We start from the raw sequence: 17,002 nt of genomic DNA, 5'->3' as shown, positions 1-17,002 counted from the left end.
GATGAAATATAAAGTTACCTTGGCGACTGCTGTTTTCTTATTAGCAGGTAATAGTTGGGCGAATCAACAGCCTTATTATACATTTGAAGAACTTAATGTTAGTGCGGATGGGGCTAAATATGGGCCATTCCCGTCGGCAATGACCGAGGATGGGCAGCTTATCGCCTTTAACTCATTGAAAGCGAATTTAGTGAGTAATATCGATATCGGTTTACCTTTCACCTTTAATCGTGAGTGTCAATGGGACACGATCGTTTGTAAGTTACAGTTCTATGGCTCAGAAACTGCAGGGCAGGCAAGTTATCAAAATGCTTATCAAGCATGGCGAAATGCGATGGCGAATGCTGCTTTAGATGGCTATAGTAGTTATTTTATGGCTAACACTCTATTAAATGGTAGCGATCAAATACAAATACCCTACGCGCTTAGCGATAGTAGTAGTGATGTTAGTGTGACGGATGTCAGTAATTCATTAACGGTGCAAGATGGTATTGATTATGTGGTTGGCTATGCTTCTGCACCCTATATTGACAATGAACGTGAATTTGTTCGCCGTGCTTTTATCAAAGAAAATTTTTCACAGGCTATTCAATTACTGCCAAATTTTATGACCAATGGCGGTTTTAGTAGTGCCTATAAAGTGCAGGATGTAACCTACGCAAACGGAGAGAGTAAAACACTTGTTGTTGGTGCCGCTAGTGTCTCTTACCCCCGTAATAATGACGATTATTTTAACGATTGTTATTTCAGTGATCAAAATGATAATAGATACTCTTTAAATGATTTAGTTTATTGCCCTGGTTTCGATACTCAGGCATGGGCATGGGATGTAACTAACGCGCTTGATAGTGAGACTGAACTGTCCGGTTATGCACTAGCGACTCACTGGTTAGATGACAATAACAGCAATGAAAATAAACGTAACACATACAGTGCCAGCGCATTAGATATCAATAGTTCAGGTATTGCTGTTGGTATGTCTACTTTTAGAAGAAACAATAATAGTGAAGGTGGACGCGGCCGGGCGATTATAATGACACCTGATGGTGAGGGCATTTATGGCAAACCGGTTGAGATGAAACGAGTTTATGATGACCTCGATGATGGTAATGAACATGCTCAAAATATGTTGTATAACAGCTGGGCGCAAGCTATTACTGATAATAATATCGTGATTGGTAATCGTGAATACGACTCTTCGAAATCGGTAAATTTACCAACGGAATTTTTTGTTTATGACATCAATAGCGCTTCCATTAAAGTGCCGCTTTTAGATAAAAAAGTATTAAGTACGAAGCAGCGCTTAGCTGGCAACAGCGGTGAAAAACGTGGTGCAAATAGCTTGGCTTATGATATTAATGAGCATGGACTTATTGTTGGCGAAGCCGATGATTATGATCAAGTGGCGCCTGTTAGAAATGGCATTCCTCGTACTCAAAGTGCATTTTTATATGATAACAATAGCGGCGAAAGCTGGTTTATTAATGATTTGCTCTGTACTGAAAGCGATGGGGTGGTAACTTCTCCATTTGTACGAATTCGTAGTGCTCGCGTTATTAATAATGATGGCATCATTTTAGCGGAAGGTTATAAATATCAGAGTGCAGATGATTATCGAAATAAAGTCAATGCTACCCAAGTTGCCTTTAAATTAATCGCTACTGCAGAGATGACGCCTAATGATAGCCCGAATTGTTGGGATTCTGAATTGTTACAGGATCTTGAAACACCGAATAAACGTTCTGGCGCGGCAAGTTTTTGGATGTGGATTTTCGCATTACCCTTATTGTTGATTCGTCGTTATTCTAAAACCATATTATAATGTGGTAGCCATTTTCTGATATTTCAGATGGCTTAAAAAGATAAAAAAGGCTTGTAATAAACAAGCCTTTTTTATTGTTGATAAGAGTTTATTGTTAATGGTCTGTGATGCCGATTTGATTACGGCCAGAATTTTTAGCAATGTATAGACCTAAATCGGCCGTTTTTATCCAGCTATGATAATTAGGGGTGTTACCTGTGATGTGGGCAACGCCAAAACTCGCAGTAACTTTTACTGGTGTGCCTTCATAAACGAACTCAATGGCCTCGATAGATTGCCTGATACGTTCTGCAACCAACGTCGCACCATTTAGATCGGTATCAACAAGAATTAGGGTAAATTCCTCACCACCATAACGGCCTGCGATGTCAGTATCCCGCATATTTTTTCGTAAACTATTCGCCACCTCTCTAATCACTTCGTCACCAAAGGGGTGTCCATAGGTATCATTTACTTTCTTGAAATGGTCAATGTCAAACATGATCAGACTAGAAGGTTGCTGAGTACGTGTATGGCGTTTAAATTCTTGGTGGCACCGTTCGCGCCAAAAACCTTGATTATGTAACTGTGTTAATGAATCGGTATGACTTAAATGCTCTAACTTTTGATTGGCATCTTGAAATGCCATTTTATTAAGTGCGATATCCGTTACATCATAAATAATCATACATATTTGCGTCACATTTTGGCTAATGTCAGTTAAAGGCAAAAATGTAATGTTTTGATACATAAATTCGGCACTGCTGGTAATTGGCCGATAACTTTTAAATTTAAAAAGAAAAGGTCGTTGTTCCCAAGTGGTGAAAGCCTTGTTTTTTAATAAGCAGACGCTATTTATTTTTTGCTGTAGCCACTCTTTGGGAATATCAGTAAATAATTCATTCAGTTTTTTGTCTACAATATGCGCGGTTAGCAAGCCAGAATGATTTTCCATAAAACCATTCCACACTTTTACTTTCATATCAAGGTCGATCACAACGAGGCCGACATCAATATTTTGAATCATATCGAACAGCCAATGGATATCCTTTAGGTTAATATTACTCATTCTTTTAACAGGTATCCTATTTTGTTAGTTAATGTTTCAATAGAGTCTTCCGTAAATAAAAGCAACAAATCGCATTTAATATTGTAGTTTTCAATGCCATAGTTAACTTCAATGGTCAGTGTTTTTTGCCAATGGTTTTTTCTATCTTTAATCAAATCATCAACGCGACAATGCTGGCCGAGAACGTTTGGTTGACCTTGGTTAAAATTAATGTCGAGCTGTTCAGCTAACCCATTTAAAAACGCACCTATCAGTATATTTGATATGTCATTCATTACCTCAATATTAATATTTTCCGCCAAAATATCTTGGTGGCGTAGTAATTTTGCCATATCAGTAAAGCTTGAATCATGAAAAATAATGATTGCTTCACCACTGATTCCTGAACTGATAAATCCTTGTGAAACGGCAGAAACATTATCGTCATGGGCAATCGAGGTGAATGCCATTTGTAATTCACTGGTTTCAATCATATTGACATAGGGGATCGGTAATAAAACAAACACATCGAGTAGACGGGCAAGTAAATCCCCCGCACGACCCATGGCAATATTAGAGACCTCTTGCAATGCATCGCGTAATGCCAGATTGTCTTGCTTTATGTTTTGTAGGTCACCTTTTATTTCAGCCTTAACTTCATCTTTTACGGCATGACTCGCATTCGCTTTATAGATTCCGTAGGTATCCAATAAATTGATTAAAACCTTTTCTTCAATGGGTTTTTTTATAAAATCAAGGGCACCTAATTCACGGACTTTTTTATGCGCTTGCGGCTGAATATCACCAGAAATGACGATCACTAATGCAGGTAAATCTTCGCTATGGATCGTTTGTAAAACTTGGTAGCCATCCATGACAGGCATATTTAAATCAAGGAAAACAAGATCGCCTTTTCCCTGTCTAATGGCATCAAGACCTAACGCACCATTTTCAGCAAAGCTTATATCGATATCCCAATCTTTGGGTAGTGAACGTGCAATTGCTTTGCGTGCCATTGCCGAATCGTCACAAATTAAAACAGGTAGAGACATACTGCTCCTAAAAAAATACAACCATAAAAAACTAAGATAATCATAAATGATTCAGGATATTCAATATATCAATTATTTCCTATAAAGAGAGGTTACACGGATATTTTTTGTGGGATATCGTTGCTAATCTCTTTTTACTTGCCAATTAGGTTGTTTTGCCATTTTAGCGATATCAAAGGGGCTAAAAATCAATGCGTTGCTGTGAATAGATAAATCTAACTGCACTTAACTCTATTGTGTTAGCGCTTCCATGATTAGCTCTGTATCTTTTATGCTACGAATTTGATTGAATAACGCATGAGATTCAGGATATTGTTTAGTAATATATTTAAACCATTGCTTTAAGCGCTGTGGAAAATACTTCTCTCTATCGCCGATTGTCTCGAAACCACCGTAATCAATCATCAATTGTTTAACATCAGCCCAAGGCATTATCGCCGCACCTTTAATATGCTGAGCAAGATTAGGAATGGTAACTGCACCACGACCAATCATAATATCATCACAACCACTGATTGCTTGGCAACGTAGATAATCATCCTTATTCCAGACCTCTCCATTAGCAATAATGTTTAAGTTAGTTGAGTCTTTGATTAACTTAATATATTGCCAATGAGCAGGGGGCTTATAGCCTTCCTCCTTTGTTCTGGCGTGGACAGTTAATTCATTTGCGCCAGCCGCTTCAATGGCCTGAGCTATCTCCACACATTGCGATTTACAATCCCAACCTAAGCGCATTTTTGCTGAAACAGTTTGGTAAGCAGGCACCGTTTCCCTTACTTTTTTAACTATTTGGTAAATAGTTTCAGGTTCACGTAGTAAAGATGCGCCACCTTTGTTTTTGTTGACGGTGCGAGATGGGCAACCAAAATTGATGTCTATGCCGTGAGAGCCTAAACGAATGGCTCTATCAGCGTTTTCCGCCATCCAGTTAGGCTCTTGACCAAGTAACTGAATTCGTACTGGTGTACCTGATTCTGTCTGGCAATCATTATCGAGCTCTGGGCAGATGCGATAAAAAACGCGTTTTGGTAGTTTCATATCGACAATACGTATAAATTCACTAATACATAAATCAAAACCGCCTTGATTTGTTAATAGTCTGCGCATTGATGCATCTGCGACACCTTCCATCGGTGCTAATATAATTCTCATAATCACCCCACCATTTTTTGCACATAATATAGAAATTAGAGAAAGTTGGTATCGGAATAATGGCCATTTTTTTATTAATTGTTCTATACACACCTAAACTTAGCGGTTTAGTCAGGAACTAGCCCCAACAGAGGAGGCCAAATAGCCCCCAGCTGTTTTGTTATAAAATAGTTAGACTCCTATTTTATGCCTCGCAACTCGGCACGCTTCTTGTTGCTGACTTTGGATCTTGAAGTATCATGAGTATAACGGGAGAATTTGGTGTAGTATTAGCGTTAATTATAATGTTATTTTCAATAGTTGAGCCAAGCGCTTGCACAACGGCTGACAACTAATTAATCTTAGCCATAATATTTATTAAAGAGTAATTATCAATGACTTCCAGTACCCAACAGCTTATAAAAAAGAGTATTAAAACCATTCCTGATTACCCCATTCCTGGTGTTATGTTTCGTGATGTGACCAGTTTAATCGAAAATGGAGAGGCATTTTCAGCAACCATTAAACTATTCGTAGAGCGCTATAAAAATATGCATATAGATAAAATAGTAGGTACTGAGGCGCGTGGTTTTATCTTTGGTGCACCATTGGCTGCTGCGATAGGTGTTGGTTTTGTGCCTGTGCGTAAACCGGGTAAATTACCCCGTGAAACAATTGAAGAAAGTTACCAACTTGAGTATGGAACAGATACCTTGCATGTTCATCACGATGCCATAAAACCCGGTGAAAAAGTTTTATTAGTGGATGATTTATTAGCGACGGGTGGGACAGCCGCAGCGTCTGTTAAATTAATTCAACGCTCAGGTGGAGAGGTGGTGGAATCCGCTTTTGTTATTGAATTACCAGCTCTACAGGGCGGGAAAAAACTCGCTGAATTAGGTGTTGCACATTTTTCTTTAATTGAATTTGAAGGCGAGTAATTTAGTGAGTTATCAAGTATTAGCACGAAAATGGCGGCCACGAAATTTCCAAGAGGTGATTGGGCAATCTCATGTGTTAACCGCGCTGTCGAATGGCTTAGCAAGAAATAGGGTGCATCATGCATACCTGTTTAGCGGCACGCGAGGCGTCGGTAAAACAACCATTGCCCGCATATTGTCGAAAAGTTTGAACTGTGAGCAGGGCGTGACAGCGACGCCCTGTGGACAGTGCGTCAATTGCCAAGCGATTGATCAGGGGCGTTTTGTTGATCTGCTTGAGATTGATGCGGCCTCGCGTACTAAAGTTGATGATACACGCGAATTACTCGATAACGTTCAATATAAACCAGCTCAAGGGCGCTATAAAGTCTATTTAATTGATGAAGTACATATGTTGTCTAAACATAGTTTCAATGCGTTATTGAAGACATTAGAAGAGCCCCCTGAGTACGTTAAGTTTTTGTTAGCGACGACCGACCCACAAAAATTACCCATAACGGTGTTGTCTCGCTGTTTACAATTTCATTTAAAAGCGCTCCTGCCCGATGAGATTGAAAAACAGCTCAATTTTATTTTGCAACAGGAGCAAGCTGTCTATGAGCATGCTGCTATTACCGTTATTGCTAAAGCTGCCGATGGCAGTATGCGTGATGCCTTAAGTTTAACGGATCAAGCACTGGCTTTTGGTGCAGGTAATATAGAGTATCAATCGGTGTTAAAGATGCTCGGTACCATTGATAATGCCCACTTAGTTTATTTATTGCATTTCATTGTTTCAGGCAATACGCAAAAAGTGTTTCAGAAAATTGAAGAGTTTGTCCATTTAGGGGCAGATTTTGCGAAATTGCATCAGGAACTCGCTGGATTATGCCATCAGCTTGCACTATTACAGATGCAAGGGAAAAAACATGATAGTAACAAAACGGCGATGCAATTATTAGCGGAGCGTTTAAGTCCAGAGGAGGTGCAACTTTATTATCAAATTGCACTGCAGGGTTATAAAGATTATCCCTATGCCCCTAATGGTAAAATTGCATTAGAAATGACAGTGATGCGTTTATTAGCTTTTAAACCTGCAAATTATATTGCCGTCGATGAAACTCAATTAGACAGCGCAGTATTAGCGAAGACCCCTGAACCCAAAACAACCACGTTCGCCCCGGTATCCGATGAAATAGCTATTCATCAATCTGAACAGAGCGAAGCTTCATTGCCAGCGGACACGGCATTAGCCGAATCACCATCCAATGAAACAGCACGCGCTGCCGATGCGTCGCTTGCTGAGGATGCTTTGCCAGATGCAACGCATCACAATCTGCCTGAAAATAATGTAGTAGAAGAGCCGTATGAGCAACAATCTGTTCAGCAAGTAACGCATTCGCGTAATATGTTACGTAGTCATCGACAAAAGCGAGAAGAAGCAAAAAAGTCACAGGCGGCAACGAATAGTCCGATTATCGCAGACGTTGTCGCTCAACCGCAGGATAGTTTCCCTCAGGTTAACCTGCCGGAAACAGAAAAAAATCAGGAAAAAGCGCCTGGCCCCAGTCGTTCAACAAACGCTTGCTGAAAATGCGCTTAGCTCATCTGAGATGCCCGAAGAGGAACTTCCACCTATTGATAGTTACTTATCCGATGAGATGCGTGTTGGGACTTCTAATGAGGCTGATTTACCATCGCCACTGGAAAATGATAACGGTTCAGATTTGAACAGTCACGACGCGTTTACAAATAACCATCATGGAGAGCAACCGCTTGCGGCAATCCAGAGCAATACAGAGCATGAAGAAGTGCTCCTCTGTGAACAGTTAATCGAAACGCCTACGATTGATATTGCAAAATATGTTGAGGATAAGATAAGTGATTCATGGTCTCTTGCCATTCAGCAAATGCAATTACTGGGGTTAGTTAAACTCTTAGCTAAAAATAGTGTCATGCAGCAAGTGGATAAAAAAATGATACTCACCTTGAAAGCAGAACAGCAACATTTACTGAATGACCATACATTATGTGAGCAACTACAAGAGAGTTTAAAAGCCCACTATGGGAATGATCGGACCATGTATATCGAAGTGGGGGATGTTGCTGGGGCGATGACACCCATTGAGTATGAATTTGCATTGTTTCAACAGTATCTTGATGCAGCCAAACAGGCGATTAAGGAAGATAAATTAGTTAAAATATTGCAAAAAGAGTATGCGGCAAAAATCTATGAAAATAGTATTATACCGTTATAATTAAATTTTTTTACAGCAAGACTAAAAGAGAGATAATATGTTTAATAAAGCAGGCATGGGCGATTTAATGAAAAAAGCGCAAGAGATGCAAGCAAATATGCAAAAAGCACAGGCAGATATAGCGAACACCGAAGTAACGGGTGAGTCGGGAGCCGGGCTTGTAAAAATCACATTACTTGGTAATCACAATGTGCGTAAAGTCGATATCGATGCAAGTTTAATGGAAGACGATAAAGAGATGTTAGAAGATCTTATCGCAGCAGCAATGAATGATGCAGTGCGTCGTGTTGAGGAAATGAGTAAAAGTAAAATGAGTGGCTTAACGGGGGGGATGGAATTACCACCTGGCTTTAAAATGCCGTTCTAGGTTTTATTTAAAATAAACTCAATAGCTTGTTGTTTGTTTAACCTTCGGGGTAGGCAGAGGCAAGCTTTTTTTGTATCTGCAATTTGTAAAAAAAACAGCCAATGAATACGGATTTTTTGAGTAAAAGGGTGGGATTAATTTTACTTGTACGACAATTATTTCAAGGGCAACGGTTAGAGCTCCTCAGGATCCATACAAATTAACGGGATGGATGTCCGCGTTTGTTGCACAAAAATGAGATAGGTGGCGCAGAGTTTTGCGTCACCGTGCAGGTTATATTTGTTAACATTCTAATTTGCTTTATAAATTAGTTGGTTAGGACATGATTTCAAAAAGGTGATAGGTGGCAGTGTCATACCTATCTCAGAAGGTGTTATGTTACAAATCAGGCTTAACCAATTGAATTTAATGGTCATTTTGCTATTTTTTAGCGTTTTCAAAAATGAGATAGGTGGCGCAGAGTTTTACCTCACCGTGCAGGTTATATTTGTTAACATTCTAATTTGCTATATAAATTAGTGGGTTAGGGCATGATTTCAAAAAGGTGATAGGTGCCAGTGTCATACCTATCTCAGAAGGTGTTATGATTATAAATCAGGCTTAACCAATTGAATTTAATGGTTATTTTCCTGTTTTTTATGGTTTTCAAAAATGAGATAGGTGGCGTTGAGTTTTACGTCACCGTGCAGGTTATATTTGTTAACATTCTAATTTGCATTATAAATTAGTGGTTTAGGGCATGATTTCAAAAAGGTGATAGGTGGCAGTGTCATACCTATCTCAGAAGGTGTTATGTTATAAATCAGGCTTAACCAATTGAATTTAATGGTGATTTTCCTGTTTTTTATGGTTTTCAAAAATGAGATAGGTGGCGTTGAGTTTTACGTCACCGTGCAGGTTATATTTGTTAACATTCTAATTTGCTTTATAAATTAGTTGGTTAGGGCATGATTTCAAAAAGGTGATAGGTGGCAGTGTCATACCTATCTCAAATCAAAGTTTTTACAAATAGTTAGCGAACTGATTGATTACATGATGATTAATAGATAATGTGATGATTATTTTAAATAAGATAAGTGGCGCGGTGCATTACATCATGCCATTTATAAAGCTGTTATGTTTTTAAGGAGTATTTGTGAGATTAATTATACTGATACCTTTTGTTCTTTTTTTGAGTGCTTGTAGCAATACTGGCGTTATCAAAATGGAAAAGAATAAATATATGGTATCTGTTAAAAGTGCAAAGGTAGGTTTTGTGAATGCCGCAGAAGAAAAAGTTGAGGCTTACAAAGAGGCTAATATTTTCTGTCAAAAACAAGACAAAGAAGTTGAAACTATTAACCTTGAATTACGCGATTCAGGCTTTGCAAAATCAGCTAGTGCTACGCTTGAGTTCAAGTGTGTAGAGCCAACCAAAACATAACAAGTCGTTTAAACGGAATAAAAACAGTTGGTTATCGCTACGCGATTTTAACCAACCATTTTTATCCGCTTAACGAGGCGTTAGAGGCAATCAAACTTGAAATATCTGTCTATCCTATTTTTATTACTTGTTTCTTCTAAAGTATTTTCAGGTTCGTGTTTAGGGATCTCAAATTTTGAAGAAGTTATTTCTTCAAATAACACTTTGATACATGTAAAAGTAATTAGAACGGGTAGTCCATTTGAAGTGGACTTTGAAGTTTTGACTGTTTATAAAGGTAGCGATCTACCTAAGGTTATCACTGCCAAGTCAGTCCCAATGCAATTAACAGTTATATCGCCTTCAAACATGAAAATGAGCAGTGAATATATAGTGGCGCTAACGGCTTGGGAGTCCGGTTTTCAATTACCTATTTGTGGTAATAACGCTGCCTTAGTAAAAAATAATAATCTCTATCTTCGCGATATGAGTGTTGGGATAAGTTGAAGTTTGACTTCTATATGCCCCTTATAGAATTTTCGGCTATGTTTAGCCTCTAACAAACCAAAGCAGTTCATGCCCGCTAAAAACAGCGTTCCGCTGCGGGCATTGGACTCGTAAACTCGCCACTGTTTAGGGGCGTTAAATTTCGCTCCGCATTATGAAATGTAGAAATTGTAAATGGGTTGGTTTGGTGTTTTACACAATCCAATCCTGAGCGAGTTTGCTAATTGGGTTTCTGAATCGTAGTTGGAAAAGGGGCAATATTGAAGTTGAGTTTGTGCTAAACGGGCTTGCTTAATTCACCTTGTTTTCCAATTTTATGATTTACGTTTTGTTGTTGGCAGTTGGGCTACTTCGTTGATTTAAATCTTTTTTAAATCAACGTTTTTTGTTTCAAGTTACAACAAAATCAAGCATTAATTGTCTTGTAGGCTAAGAGCAAACAAGTCGCTAAAAATTAACAAGGCAATTAAATCGGACGCATAACGGCTGTCGCGATTTTTGCTAAAAACAAAAGCAGCAAAAATAGCGCCAACCTACGCGCCGTTTATTGCAGCGTTAAATTTCGCTCCGCATTATGAAATGTAGAAATTGTAAATGGGTTGGTTTGGTGTTTTACACAATCCAATCCTGAGCGAGTTTGCTAATTGGGTTTCTGAATCGTAGTTGGAAGTGGGGCAATATTTCGGTTGAGTTTGTGCTAAACGGGTTTGCTTAATTCTCCTTATTTTCCAATTTTATGATTTAAGTTTTGTTGTTGGCAGTTGGGCTACTTCGTTGAATTAAAACTGTTTTAAATAAACGTTTTTTGTTTCAAGTTACAACAAAATCAAGCATTAAGTGTATTGTAGGCGAACAGCAAACAAGTCGCTAAAAATTAACAAGGCAATTAAATCGGACGCATAACGGCTGTCGCGATTTTTGCTAAAAACAAAAAACAGCAAAAACAGCGCCAACCTACGCGCCGTTTATTGCAGCGTTAGCATGCAATGTCCCCTCATCCATTATTTAGTTGTAATATATGATAAAAAGTCAAAACTGTGTTTATTGTGGAATCAAAATAAAAAAATCACAGAATGCCGATGATGGTCGATCTGTTGAGCATATGATTCCACAAATAGCTGTTAGTAAGACAAGAACAAATGCTCAAGGTGATTTCCATGTGTGCCGTAAATGCAATACTAAAAAAAGCAGAATAGATGAACTTTTTGGACTAATTTCAAGAATAAACTCTCCAAATGAGAATGGAGACATAGCTGTTAGTAAACTGGCTAAAATGGCGGGGAAAGGAAATAATGCCGTTTTAAAAATGATAAAAAGTGTTAAAAAAACAACCGAAGGCATCCAATTAAAACTCCCATTTAACGGTGAAGATATATATGAATATGGTGTATTCCTTACAAAAGGGGAATATTTTAAAAAACATGGAAGTTTATTAAATATCACACATAAAATTGTATTTGTTAAGTGGGGAAGTCCGCATTTAATTAAAGTTATGTTGACGAAATATAGAGAAATTCATGGTGCCAATGTCTTTGGCGATTTAGCCTGCAATCGTAATGTTGAAAATATCTTTAACGAATGCTTTATTATTGCTGGTGAAAATAATGATGAATTTGTATTTATTTTCAATCAGGCATATCTATTAATTACAGAGGTAGTTGATTGCACCAAAGATAATGAATTAGAAAACGTAGAAACAAGCTTGCTTTAATAGCTGGTTTTTCTAAAAACGAGAGAAGTAAATATTGTGTATAAGCAGCAATATTTAAAGCATGCTAACAAACAAGAATAGGTGTCGCGCAGCCGACACCTTATTCGGGTGTTGAACAAGCCCGATCGGGAATTGCTTCTCTTTATAGTAAATAGTGGATTTTGCTGAAGGCTAAATTTAATTTGTCACTTTTCTTTAGGCGAGTTTCGCTAATATACAATTGATAGTTCAATTATATCAATCTGTTATCTTTTTTGGTTGAATGCCAATACACCTCTTTTTATTCGCTTTCTGTTATGAATTCTTCGTAGAAGATCACGCGTGATAACACGCTAATTTCTCAGTCGCTTTATACCTACAAAACTCATTTCATGCTGACAACATGGGCAGATGTAGACGGTTTTTTTTCGTTTTGGTGTTATTGCCACCGTGCTTAAATGACTCCCTAGTATCAGCATGATTTGCAAGCGAAGTTGTTTAGCATTACCTCTCAAGAAACCGTAATCACGAACGCGCTGCAGGCCTTTTGGTAATACATGTTGTAAGATTAACCATAAGAATTTAAGTACGGGTAATGTTCGCTTTTTGATAATATCTGTTCCTCCTTCTTTATATCTAAAGGTCACTGTTTTTTCGCTGACATTAATAATGTCTTTATCGGGTAACACGCCACGGTACAGGTAACGAGATAAATACTGGAATGATGACAAACCAAATCCGACCTTGCGACAATCAACGACCCATTTTTTAGCAATATCATTGGGCATAGCTAACTCGGGGTGGTGATTGATTGCATCAATCACTCTTGCTCGCCATACCTTGGCGAGTGCCAATTCATTAAAGAGATATTTCTTATCATTTTTATGCCACTGCTTGTTCGTTGCATCATAGCTTCCACTGGGCACGATGATATGTAGATGAGGATGACATTCTCTTTTACGATTATGTGTGTGTAATACGCTGGTAAAACCTAAGTCACCTTTATTCTGTCGTGAGGCAAAGTCTTTTAATATGTTTGATGTTACTTGAAACATCAATTTATATAGCGCCTTCGGTTTTTTATGAGCAAGGGCTCTAAATTGATAGGGTAAGGTAAACGTGACCATAAAATAGTGCACAGGTAGTAATTTATTAGTTTGTTTGGCTAGCCAATTCGATGTGGTTTGATGCAAACATTGTGGGCAACTTCGGTTTCCACAGGATGCGGGATGTTGTTGGTCATGCTGACAGTGTCCGCAGTGCCATTGTGTGGTGCGGGTTGTATCATTTTTACAGTGCAACATATCGGTAATGGCGCGGCGAATATCTTGATTTAATAATCCACCATATTGTTGCTCTAGTTGCTCATGGTAGCGTTCAAGTAATGCAATAAATTGGCTCATAAAGCCTCCCATTGAATCGGTAATTTATCGGTTAGTTGGTTAAGGGCTGCCACATTGTCTTTTTGTTTAAGCGTGGTGAGTTGTGTGTATTTTGCTGTGGTATTGAGGCTATGATGGCCTAATAATATTTGCAGAGAGCGTAGGTCAATACCTTGCTCTAACAAGTGTGTTGCAAAGCAATGTCGCAGTGAATGTGGACTTATATTTTTCTTAATCCCTAACTCAGCCATTACTTTCTTCAAGGCTTTTTGGACGCTTCCTTTATCCATGGGTACATGTTTGTTTTGACCAAAACGAGGAAATAATAAGACCGGGTGACGGTGTGTATTCCAGTAACAGCGCAAAGCCTGTAAGGTTCGTTTGGGAAGGGGGATTAAGCAATCTTTCCCGCCTTTTCCCTCACGGATATGAACTTGCATAGTTTGGCTATCAATGTCGTTGACGGTTAAATGAAGGGCTTCACCTAACCGTAATCCCATGCTGTACAGGACAAGAAAAAACACCTGATAGCGTAAAGCACGCGTCGCGCTAATTAACATGCCAACCTGCTTGTTGGTGATGACATCAGGAATGCGTTTTACTTGTGGTGGTTTGACAATATTTAACCATTCCCACTGGCGTTCAAGGGTATGCTTGTAGAAAAACTGCAACCCATTACGGTCTAATTTGATGGTACTCCAAGAGTGAGTTTGAATGAGTTGCGCAAAGTAGCATTTCAAATCAGCTTTAGTGAGGGTGTCAGGTGTGCGGTCAAAAAAAGTAGTTATCCTACGCACAGCACGAGAATAAGCATCAATAGTGGCAGGTCTCATGCCCTGTAATGCTAAGTTGGTCAAGTGTTGTTGATATAAAAGGTTAAAGTGTTTTTGTTCTGAGGTGTTCATCGCTTATACTCCTATTAGACATCACCGAAAAGTGATGCAAATATAAGTATGCGTGTTGGTTCATATTTTGTTTTTCTGCCGCACAGCGGCTTCGTTCAACAAGCACTTTAAACGGAACAAAAACAGTTGGCTACGTTTCGCTCCGCTACACATTATAGCCAACAATTTTTGTCCGCTTAAGTGGGCGTTATATGATAAGTCACTACGGTAGTAGTTTGAATATCTATATTATTTGAAGGAAGCAAGATGGAAAGCAAAGGTTCAGAATGGAATAGATGGGATTTACATTTTCATACTCCTTCATCATATGACTATAAAGACAAGGCAATTTCCAACGCTGAAATAATTCAGGAAATGAAGCGAAATTCAATTTCAGTATTTGCGATTACAGACCACCATGTTATTGATATTGATAGATATCGTGAATTGAAAGAACTTGGTGAAAAAGAGAGTATTACAGTTTTGCCTGGCATTGAATTTCTCTCTGATGCTAGAGGAAAAGATCCTGTTCATTTTATTGGTATATTTTCTGAGAACACTAATTTAGAGCATGTATGGGGTCAGATTAAACACAAGACAGATATTAACAAAGTTGATTCGGAAGGACTCAGGGAGAATCAGGTTTATTGTGATTTAATTGATACTATAAAATTAGTAAAGAGTTTGGGTGGGATAGTAACAATTCACGCTGGTGAAAAGAGCGGTTCTGTTGAAAATATTACACATTCACTTCCTCACGGAACTGCCCAGAAGACAGAGATAGCTAAAGCAGTTGATATTTATGAGCTTGGAAAGGAAGCGGATCAGGAAGGGTATAGGAAATTTGTTTTTCCAAATATTGGGAAAACTATCCCTATGATTATCTGCTCTGATAATCACAACATAAAGAAATACACGATTAAACAAAAATTATGGATTAAGGGTGAACCTTCATTCGCAGGTCTAAAATACGCCCTAAACGAGCCAGAAAGCAGGTTTTACATCGGTGAAGAGCCAAGTGTTCTTAAGAGAGTAAGAGAAAATAAAACTAAATATATTAAAACGCTTAATATAAAGAGAACAGGTAAAAATGATAATGATTCAATTTGGTTTGAGGATTTAGCAATACCGCTAAACAGTGAGCTTGTCACTATCATAGGCCATAAAGGAAGTGGAAAGAGAAAAATAATGCAGGACAGCCACATCTTTTTGACTAAATTGAATATTGTACCTACTATATAAACAGTGTTTTTGTTTACAGTTGTGGAGTTTGGTATGACACAATCACGTGCTTCGTTAATTTCTCTTGTGGACACGCCTTATTATCATTGCATTTCTCGATGTGTTCGCCGTGCATTTTTGTGTGGCGAAGATAATTACAGCGGTAAAAACTATTCACATCGCCGGCAATGGATGGTCGATCGTATTCGGCAATTAAGTGATATCTTTGCCATTGATGTTTGCGCTTATTCGATTATGTCTAATCACTATCACCTTGTTTTACATGCTAATGAAGCCGAGATTAGCGCCTGTAGCGATGAAGAAGTTTGCCGACGTTGGTATCAACTTTATTCCGGCTCAGAAATAGTTTCGCGATGGCGCAAAGGGGAGCTGACTTGCGCAGGTCAAATAGAGGTGGCGCTTGAGATAATCAGCAAATGGCGTCATCGCCTGCTTGATATCTCTTGGTTCATGCGTGCGTTAAATGAATTTATTGCCCGCAAAGCGAACGCCGAAGATAACTGTAAAGGACGCTTTTGGGAAGGGCGCTTTAAGTCGCAAGCATTGCTTGATGAAAAAGCACTATTAACTTGTATGGCTTATGTTGATTTAAACCCCGTGCGGGCAAAAATGTCAGAGAGTGTGGAAACATCGGAATTTACGTCCATATTTGAGCGTATCCACAGTAAATGTAGTCACGATGAAGCGTTGCATTGCCATGATAACAGTAAACCCTTATTTGGTTTTGTAGCGGCAGAATGTGATGCGCCCCACGAAGGTATTCCCTATGCCTTGCTCGATTATTTAGAGCTTGTTGATTGGACTGGGCGAGCGATTCGAGAGGATAAGCGCGGCGTGATTTCGAGCCAACTGCCAAGCTTATTAAGTACCCTTGGTTTAGAGAGTGACACGTGGTTAGCCTTAGCCGTGAGTTTTGGTAAAGATTACCATGGTGCAGTGGGCTCACTTGAAGAGCTGACATTATTTGCCGAGCATACAGGCCGATGTTGGGTATCTGGGCAAAACAAACTAAGTTGTATGCTGCATTAACTCCCCATCATTTATTTTTTATTAACTATTAACACTGCGTTAAGGGGGGGGTGTGCGTTGATTTTAATAAAATTTGATTAAACAGATTGAATTGAGTATCAAGTGTGGGAATTTAAGTATTTAAATACAGCAAAGCGCTGATTAAGATTATTTTTAAAAAGAATGGCTATTATATTTTTATAAATGAAAAGATATGGATGTCCTCGTTCGTTACTCAAAGATATGGATGTCCTCGTTCGTTAGTTTAGACAATGTTACATTTTCAAAAAGTATTAGCTCAATTAAT

Annotated in this window: 14 protein-coding genes and 1 pseudogene; 10 read left to right on the top strand and 5 right to left on the bottom strand. The window is 38.5% G+C overall.

Annotated elements, in window-relative coordinates; translation table 11 throughout:
* Position 1: 1 nt before the first annotated feature.
* Positions 2-1,822, top strand: a complete 1,821-nt coding sequence (locus AB2N10_RS07555; protein WP_369434582.1) for a DUF3466 family protein — start codon at positions 2-4, stop codon at positions 1,820-1,822.
* Between the two features lie 94 nt (positions 1,823-1,916).
* On the opposite strand, the gene AB2N10_RS07550 is transcribed toward AB2N10_RS07555, so the two are convergent.
* From AB2N10_RS07550 to AB2N10_RS07540, 3 genes are all read right to left on the bottom strand, one after another.
* Positions 1,917-2,870: a diguanylate cyclase gene (locus AB2N10_RS07550; protein ID WP_354624321.1), complete on the bottom strand. Its 954-nt coding sequence runs from the start codon at positions 2,868-2,870 to the stop codon at positions 1,917-1,919.
* Positions 2,867-3,901 (bottom strand): response regulator, encoded by a 1,035-nt coding sequence (locus AB2N10_RS07545; protein ID WP_354624322.1) that lies wholly within the window; start codon positions 3,899-3,901, stop codon positions 2,867-2,869. The genes AB2N10_RS07550 and AB2N10_RS07545 overlap by 4 nt, the downstream gene beginning before the upstream one ends.
* A gap of 231 nt (positions 3,902-4,132) precedes the next feature.
* Positions 4,133-5,056, bottom strand: coding sequence for a tRNA-dihydrouridine synthase (locus tag AB2N10_RS07540; RefSeq protein ID WP_354624323.1), 924 nt, complete (start codon positions 5,054-5,056; stop codon positions 4,133-4,135).
* Between the two features lie 374 nt (positions 5,057-5,430).
* Between AB2N10_RS07540 and apt the strand changes: the two genes are divergently transcribed.
* From apt to AB2N10_RS07505, 7 genes are all read left to right on the top strand, one after another.
* Positions 5,431-5,976, top strand: a complete 546-nt coding sequence (gene apt, locus AB2N10_RS07535) for an adenine phosphoribosyltransferase (protein ID WP_354624324.1) — start codon at positions 5,431-5,433, stop codon at positions 5,974-5,976.
* Positions 5,977-5,980: 4 nt separating this feature from the next.
* Positions 5,981-7,546, top strand: a complete 1,566-nt coding sequence (dnaX, locus tag AB2N10_RS07530) for a DNA polymerase III subunit gamma/tau (protein WP_369434581.1) — start codon at positions 5,981-5,983, stop codon at positions 7,544-7,546.
* A 22-nt stretch (positions 7,547-7,568) separates the two neighbouring features.
* The gene (locus AB2N10_RS07525; protein WP_369434580.1) at positions 7,569-8,213 is read left to right on the top strand and encodes a DNA polymerase III subunit gamma/tau C-terminal domain-containing protein; all 645 of its coding nucleotides are present in this window, start codon (positions 7,569-7,571) and stop codon (positions 8,211-8,213) included.
* Between the two features lie 37 nt (positions 8,214-8,250).
* A complete protein-coding gene (locus AB2N10_RS07520) occupies positions 8,251-8,580 on the top strand; it encodes a YbaB/EbfC family nucleoid-associated protein (RefSeq protein WP_354624327.1) in 330 nt (109 codons plus the stop codon).
* 1,135 nt (positions 8,581-9,715) lie between these two features.
* Complete coding sequence (locus tag AB2N10_RS07515; protein WP_354624328.1) at positions 9,716-10,003, top strand: hypothetical protein; 288 nt, start codon at positions 9,716-9,718, stop codon at positions 10,001-10,003.
* A gap of 96 nt (positions 10,004-10,099) precedes the next feature.
* Complete coding sequence (locus AB2N10_RS07510; RefSeq protein ID WP_369434579.1) at positions 10,100-10,489, top strand: hypothetical protein; 390 nt, start codon at positions 10,100-10,102, stop codon at positions 10,487-10,489.
* Between the two features lie 1,018 nt (positions 10,490-11,507).
* Complete coding sequence (locus tag AB2N10_RS07505; RefSeq protein WP_369434578.1) at positions 11,508-12,200, top strand: hypothetical protein; 693 nt, start codon at positions 11,508-11,510, stop codon at positions 12,198-12,200.
* 332 nt (positions 12,201-12,532) lie between these two features.
* Here AB2N10_RS07505 and AB2N10_RS07500 read toward each other — a convergent pair whose 3' ends face one another.
* The gene (locus AB2N10_RS07500; RefSeq protein WP_354624507.1) at positions 12,533-13,582 is read right to left on the bottom strand and encodes a transposase; all 1,050 of its coding nucleotides are present in this window, start codon (positions 13,580-13,582) and stop codon (positions 12,533-12,535) included.
* Positions 13,579-14,466 (bottom strand): site-specific integrase, encoded by an 888-nt coding sequence (locus tag AB2N10_RS07495; protein WP_354624506.1) that lies wholly within the window; start codon positions 14,464-14,466, stop codon positions 13,579-13,581. The genes AB2N10_RS07500 and AB2N10_RS07495 overlap by 4 nt, the downstream gene beginning before the upstream one ends.
* Before the next feature lie 246 nt (positions 14,467-14,712).
* On the opposite strand from AB2N10_RS07495, the pseudogene AB2N10_RS07490 reads away from it, so the two are divergent.
* A pseudogene (locus tag AB2N10_RS07490) lies at positions 14,713-15,624 on the top strand (PHP domain-containing protein); the annotation flags it as partial.
* Positions 15,625-15,720: 96 nt separating this feature from the next.
* Complete coding sequence (locus AB2N10_RS07485; protein WP_354624337.1) at positions 15,721-16,716, top strand: hypothetical protein; 996 nt, start codon at positions 15,721-15,723, stop codon at positions 16,714-16,716.
* Positions 16,717-17,002: the final 286 nt, after the last annotated feature.

The sequence above is a fragment of the Psychromonas sp. MME1 genome (assembly GCF_041080865.1).
Taxonomy (GTDB): domain Bacteria; phylum Pseudomonadota; class Gammaproteobacteria; order Enterobacterales; family Psychromonadaceae; genus Psychromonas.
Note: the sequence above shows the minus strand (reverse complement) of the source record. Positions and strands in the feature narration are given on the sequence as shown.